Source organism: Methanomethylovorans sp. PtaU1.Bin093 (assembly GCF_002067275.1).
Classification (GTDB): Archaea; Halobacteriota; Methanosarcinia; order Methanosarcinales; family Methanosarcinaceae; genus Methanomethylovorans.
In genome coordinates this window covers 1-7,587 of sequence record NZ_MVQX01000008.1, presented here as the reverse complement: position 1 = coordinate 7,587, position 7,587 = coordinate 1, and the positions used below count along the sequence as shown (strand labels likewise).

Below are 7,587 nucleotides of genomic sequence, written 5' to 3'. Positions count from 1 at the left end.
CGTCCAACTGCAAGCAGGCCGAGTAGGATAATGCCCATAATGTAGGTCCATATATTGGATCTTGCAGGTTGTATTCCTTCCAGTGCGATATCTTCAATCTGTGAGAGATATTTGTTAGCATTACCATCAACCGTAGATGCAAATGTATTCCCGGCTGTAATAGCAAATGGAGAGAAGCCGGATGTTTGCGCTTCGAATACCATATAGTCCATTGTGCTGTCCTTGAGAGTTGTAGGCAGCACTTCCCACGCAGTTCCATTATATCTTTGCAGTTTAACATCTGCAGGGATTACACCCATCTCTTCTATCCATGAATTGTTCACTTTGAACATGATCCGGGCATCCCTGATATTATCGGATGTGGCAAAACCAGCCTTGCCTACCCAGATGTTTAGATACCTATAGACAAAACCTTCCGGATCGCTATGAACCAATTTTGATCTGCCGTTCAGCACCTCTATAGTGGAGGTTATTTTTCCTGAGTTCTTGAGAGAGTAAAAACTAACGGACTGGATATCATTGTCCTTCCTTGAGAACTCATAGGTGATATTGGAACCCATCCTTAGATAGGCATTGTCAGCGTCTTTAACTGCTACGTTCGTAAAGTCCTCAACACTACCTGCACCTCCTCCACCACTACTGCTCTTTTTACTGCTGGAACCACTGCTGCTTCCACCGCCACTTTTACTGGAGGATTTAGTTTTCAGGCTAATGCTTACTGCTTTACCCTCAAGCCCATCATTAGTGTATGGAACCAAGGTATAAGTATAAGTAGTATCTTCTTCCAGGGCGCCATCTGTATATGATGTGGAACCGCTCACAGTTCCGATCAATATATCATCCCTGATCACTTTGACACTGGATATATCACTCGATGATTCCCACATCAATGTAATTGAATTGGTTGTAATGTCCCCTCCAGAGATCCCAGTGATCTCAGGAAGTTTGATCGGTGTGGTGGTGGTAGTTGCTGAAGCGCTGACAAGTTCAGGATCAATGTTACCTGAAGTGTCTACGGTTTTGATACCTATAGTATATGTGGTTCCCTCGGTAAGCCCGGTCAACTCAAAGTAGTTGTCAGAAGTGGTTGTGACAAACGAACCGTCAATGTACACCATCACATGACTAAAATCAGCATCCGATGGATTTGTCCATGTCCATCTTATCCAGGCTGGTCCTGCTGCACTGTTTTCCAGAGATGATATAGATGCGGGTGGTGTTGAATCTCCTTGTTTGATTCTGGACATATCGAATGTTGCTTCAGCGGTCCTGAGGTCTTTAACAGCCTGGTCCACTTCTGCCTGAGTTGCACTGGCATCCCTAACTACAGCCTGTGCTTTACCAATAGCCTCCCTAAATGCATCTATTGCAGACTGTGGATATTGACCGACACCTGATCCAGCCATCGCACTTTCTACTTTTGAAGATGCCACACTGATCGCAAGGGTCAATGCATCCTTATTCACATTTACTATTTTAGCCGCGTCAAATACAGTTTCAGCGGCCCGGAGATCAGATAAAGCCTTATCCACTTCTGCCTGGGTTGCATCACTGTCGTTAGCAACCCTCTGTGCACTGGAAATAGCTCTGTTAAAAGCATTTATTGCTGCCTGGGGATATTGACCAGGTTCACGTCCGGCTACTGCACCTTCCACTTTAGCAGAAGCTGAACTGATAGCTGACATCAATGATACTTTATTTACACTTGAAATTTGAGCTGCATCAAATACAGCCTCAGCATCTTCAAGGTCTGAAACGGCCTTATCCACCTGTTCAGTGGTCGCGCCCGGATCATAAAGAACGTCCTGTGCAATAGCAATGGCTGCCTCGAACGTATCTATTGCTGACTGAGGATAGTTACCTGGACCGTCCCCTGCAACAGCATCTCCTAATTTTACATTGGCAGCAGCAATAGCTGATAGTAATTCATTCTTATCATCCACAGTTGCATTGTCTGCTAAGCTTGTTCCCACGGTCATTGACACTAAGAACAGTACCATTCCAGTGTAAGCCAACCCGACCCCAAAGTACATCATTTTTTCAAAATTGGTTCGCAGAAGCACCACCTACTTCACAGCTATAGAGGACTGCTACTTGCCTTATTGTTGTGTCCTATAGTAGGATTTTAAAGAGGGAGTATTTAAATATGCTTAAAAAAACATATCCATTTATAGTATATTTTTGTTAATAGTACGTTTTTTTAGTTGAATTTTTGAATAAATATGAACTTATGCATAGTCTGCTTGAAAAGACAATCAATAAAATAAATACAAAGGGTAAAAAGATTGTCTGAAAGACTTTAACAATGGCCCGATAAATTGAACCTTTTGTAAGTTAAAGGAAAGTAATGGGAGATGTTCCCTGTAACTTGCACAGGGAATTCTACTGATCAACTATCCCCTTTCCTTAGATAGAAATACGCGGCTGCAAATGCTCCTGCCAGGAATATCAACATAGCGATCAGAAACATATTGGATCTTTGTGCTAGTCCCTGGGCCTTATCCCTGTCAGCATTTATCGAAGAAGCAAGTTCTTTTTTCGCAGTGATGGCAAATGGAGAGAATCCCGGGGTCTGAGACTCGAATACAGTGTGACCCACATTGTCATTATTTACAACAGTAGTTGGCAATACTTCCCAGACGGTTCCATCATACCTTTGTAATCTCACATCTGCAGCAGTTAAGCCAATATCCTGGAGCCATGAATCATTGACTTTGAACTTAATCCGCGCGTCCTTGAGATCGGACCCAGTAGCAAAACCGGAACTGCCTACCCAAATGTTCATATATTTGTAAACAAACCCAACTGGATCGTTGCTTACAAGTTTAGATCTGCCATTAAGTACTTCTATTGTACAGGTTACATCACCTGAATCTTGAAGGGAATAGAAATCAACTGACAGGATATCATTACCTTCCCCTGTGAATTCATAGGTCACATTAGTATTCATTATAAGGGGAACGGTCAGAGCTTCTGTGAAGATCAAATTGGCAGCGTCTTCTGAACTATAAAAGATGCTCTTTGTATTATCCGTACCATAAGGAGGAGTCCTGAGGCTGATCATTACCTTTTTACCCTCCATTCCATTATCTTTGTATGGGATTATGGTATAATTGTAAATTGTATCGCCATTCAGACCGGTATCCGGATAAGATGTTGATCCGCTGACATTCCCAAGGGGTATGCCATTGCGGAGTATCTGGACCCCTGTGGTGTCATCAGAAGCTTCCCATGCCAGTGTAATTGAAATTGGAGTAATATTGATTCCAGAGATACTGGAAATATCCTGAAGTGCCAAAGTCGTGGCTAGATCGTGAACTCCCTCAGTAACAATATTCCCGGAGCTATCAACAGAGCAGATAGTTAGTGAATGAGAGATGCCTGGGGCAAGGCCAGTAGCTGTATAATAACTTTCTGATGTGTTAGCTACAGGCACGTCATCAATGTATAACATCACATGGCTGAAATCAGGATTATCCGGATTTGTCCATTCCCACCTTATCCAGCTTGAACTTAAACCAGTTTCCTGAAGATCTGTAACAGCCATCGATGAGGTCTGATCCTGGGCGGAAGCAATCACATTTAAAATAATAGTTTCCGAATCGGTAAGGCCATTCGATTCTGCTGTAAATGTAACTGTATATGTTCCGGCAGTGCCCATGCCAGGAGCCCAGCTGAAAATACCAGTGGTCGGGTCAAGAGTAGCTTCTGCGGGCAGACCTGCAGCAGTGTAAACAATGGAGCCACCATCAACCGTTGTTGCTGAAATTGTAAATGTTAGCATTTCATTCTCTTGAACTGACCTATCACCTATGAGCGAAAGTTGAGGTTCTCCGGGCAAATTAGAACCAATTGCGGTATCTGACGTGGAATTATCTTCAGTGACGATAGAACCTCCAGATGCACCCTGTTGAAGAACAACAAGGCCTCTACTGGAATCGGCTACATAAATATAGTTGCCCGAAGCTTCAATACCATTGACATTGCCGTCAGTACTATAGCTACTTAAAAGATCCGGAGAAGAAGGCATAGAAACATCTAGAACAAAAATACCAGTGTGATCAGCTACATATGCATTATTGCCCGATACAGCAACATCATTTGTGTCGCCACCAGCGGAATAACTACCCTCTGAACGTGGAGATAGAGGATCACTGACATCCAGTATCACAAGACCAGTGTGATCAGCCACATAAACATGGTTATTCGATATAGCTACATCATATGCATAAATGGAACCATAACTTCCCACCTGTCGTGGTGATGAGGGATCAGAGACATCCACTACTGCAATCCCATTACTGCCATCGAAAATGCCTTTGCTGTCACCAGCTACATAGGCATAATTACCTGATACTGCAACCCCGTTCGCATAACCGGTGGTATCATAGGTTCCTGCAAGGATCGGGGAAGAAGGTGTACTGACATCGACAATAACAAGACCGCTGCCATCAGCTACATAAGCATAATTACCTGAAATAGCAATATCAAGTGCAAAACCTTCAGTATCATATGTACCTGCAAGGCTTGGGGAAGAGGGAGTACTGACATCGACAATAACGAGTCCATTGTCACCATTGGCTATATAGGCATGATCACCTGATATTGCGATATCATATACTTCTGATAAAGCAGTTATCCGACCCACCTCAGAAGGATCGGCAACATCACTGACATCTAATATGACAAAGTCCTGTCCCTGGCCGAGATATGCATGATCACCCGCTACCCCAACATCAGATGCATCTCCACTGAACTGACCTACAAGCACCATATCAGGGGTGTCTGCCAGTCCGACAGATGCAGTAACCGTCACAAACAACAACATCATCACAACACTACTAAGCCAAATTGATTTGATCTTCATTTTTCTCACCAGCTCCTCAGCAAGAGTGGACTTTGATCTAATAAAAAAGTAAAGGAAAAGTTCAGTTTGAAATTGTTATTTACAGAAATATGCCATCTTAACACTAAATTCCCCTGTACTTAGTGTACAGGGGAATAACTATCATCTCATTTTTTCTTCATATACATATACCCAGCTGCTAGGAGCACAATTAATATTACAGCTATGATCGGGATCAGGAAATTGGACCTTTCTGGCTGTGTTTGCCCATGGTCCACAATTTCTGTCTGGTCAGGATTGACCAGTTGATCCGACCCTGTAGCCTGCAACTTGGTATCTGTATCATTTACAAAGGTTGCATCCGCAGTGATGGCAAACGGAGAGAATCCAGGAGTTGAAGCCTTGAATATCACATAGTTTGCTGTATTGACTACCAATTCGGTAGGTAACACTTCCCATGCAGTTCCATTATATCTCTGCAACCTTATACTTTCAGGGCTTACATCCGTTTCCTCGATCCATGAATCATTTACCTTGAATTGTACAACCGCATCTTTTATGTTAGCTTCCGTTGCGAAGCCGGATTTTCCCACCCATATGTTGATATATTTGTACACAAGTCCTTCTGGATCACTGGTGACAAGCTTTGATCTGTTGTTCAGGACCTCTATAGTGGAAGTGATCTCACCTGAGTTCTTAAGGGAATGGAATTTAACGGACTGGATATCATTACCTGCTCTTGTGAACTCATAGGTAACATTGGCATTCATCCTGAGGAACTCATTGTCCACGTCTTTCACCGCTACATTTGCAAAATCCTCAACGCTGCCTGCACCGCCGCCTCCACCGCCACTGCTACTCTTTGTACTGCTGCCTCCACTGCTCCCTCCTCCGCCAGTGCTGCTACCGCTGCTGGAAGATGAGGTGCTCAAAGTGATGCTTGCCACATTTCCTTTAGTGCCGTTATTGTAATAGGGCAACAGAGAATAGGTATAAATGGTTTCGCTGGCCAGCCCATTGTCCTCATACGTTGATACGGACCCGGTGACGTTACTGATTAGAAATTCATTGCGATACAGCTCAACATAACCTACATCCTGAGAATTGGTCCAGGTCAATGTGATGGAAGTTGAACTGATGTCCTTTCCTGAAAGGTCAGAGATCTGTGATCCGGGAGAGGTAGCACCTGAAGCTGTGACAAAAATAGCAATTGTTTCCGAATCAATAAGGCCGTTTGATTCTGCAGTAAATGTGACAATGTAATTGCCTTCGGTATCCGGGGTCCAGCTGAAAACACCAGTGTCCGTATCAAAGGTAGCCCCTTCTGGCATGTTTGAAGCAGAGTAATGTATAATATCACCATCAGGATCTGTTGCTGAAACAGTGAACGTCAGCAATTGACCTTCAATTACCGACTTATCGCCTGTTCCTGAAATTACCGGTGGTTGATCTGTTTCCTCGGGGGTTGGGTTTTCAGTATAATTGCCTGAGAAGTCACTAATTGTGAATACCACAAGGCCCTTAATGGAATCGGCTACAAAGGCATAATTATCATCCATCGCAACATTATAGGCATTAGAACCATCATATTCCCCCATATAGACAGGAGACGAGGGGTCACTTACGTCTACAACAAAAACACCACTACCATCAGCTACATAGGCATAGTTGCCTGAAACTGCAACACCGTTTGAATCACCATTGCTGAAATAACTGCCTGCCAGAACTGGCACGGAAGGATCACTTACGTCCAGAATTACAAGACCGCTGTAGTCAGCCACATAGGCATAATTGCCTGATACAGCAGAACCATATGCATAGATGGAACCATAACTTCCCACCTGTCTTGGTGATGAGGGAGTAGAGATATCCACTATTGCAATTCCATTACTGCCATCAAAAATAGCTTTGCCATCATCAGCTACATAGGCATGATTGCCTGATACAGTGATTCCAGTTGCAAATCCAATGGTGTCATAGGTTCCTGCAAGGGTTGGGGATGAAGGAACACTGATATCGACAATAGCAAGACCTATGCCATCAGCTACATAAGCATAATTACCCGATATAGCAACATCACGTGCAAAACCATCAGTATCATAACTGCCCATGATCGTTGGAGAGGAGGGAACACTAACATCCACCACAGCAATCCCATTTTCCCCATTGGCTATGCATGCATGATCCCCTGAAACCGCAATACCATATATTTCAGATACAGAACTTACCCTGCCCACCTCTGAAAGAGCTGCGACATCGCTTATATCAAGTATTACAAGGTCCTGACCCTGGACGAGATAGGCATGATCTCCGGCTACGGCAACATCGAATACTTCTCCGCTGAACTGACCAACAATATCTACATTGACATTATCCGCCGAACAGATTCCTGTGGCTAGCATTAAAAAGAACAATACTAGCCCTGAATAGACCGATCTACTAACTTTGATTTGCACTTTTGTCACCAGCTCCTCAACAATGGAGGACGTTTATCGCAGTAAGATTTTTTGAAACTCTTATAATATCGTAGTGAAGATCCAGGATCTTGCTTTATACCCCTGTATTTGTGTACAGGGGTCAGCAGATCAATTTTACCGTTTCCTGAGATACATATATCCAACTGCAACCAATGATATAACGAGTATGGCCATGAAGATCGTCCAGATGTTGGATCGTTCCGGTTGGCCCTCTTTCAGACCTGCATTTTCCATCTGGACAGGTTCCATATCTGCATCACTGCT

At 43.6% G+C, this 7,587-nt stretch carries 3 protein-coding genes; all 3 read right to left on the bottom strand.

The features are described from left to right. Positions 1–2,000, bottom strand: a 2,000-nt coding sequence (locus tag A4E24_RS00180) for a PGF-pre-PGF domain-containing protein (protein WP_292350642.1), incomplete at its 3' end; no start/stop codon positions are given. Positions 2,001–2,389: 389 nt separating this feature from the next. After that, complete coding sequence (locus tag A4E24_RS00175) at positions 2,390–4,867, bottom strand: PGF-pre-PGF domain-containing protein (protein WP_292350641.1); 2,478 nt, start codon at positions 4,865–4,867, stop codon at positions 2,390–2,392. 146 nt (positions 4,868–5,013) lie between these two features. Beyond that, positions 5,014–7,302, bottom strand: coding sequence for a PGF-pre-PGF domain-containing protein (locus tag A4E24_RS00170; RefSeq protein WP_292350639.1), 2,289 nt, complete (start codon positions 7,300–7,302; stop codon positions 5,014–5,016). Positions 7,303–7,587 lie beyond the last annotated feature (285 nt).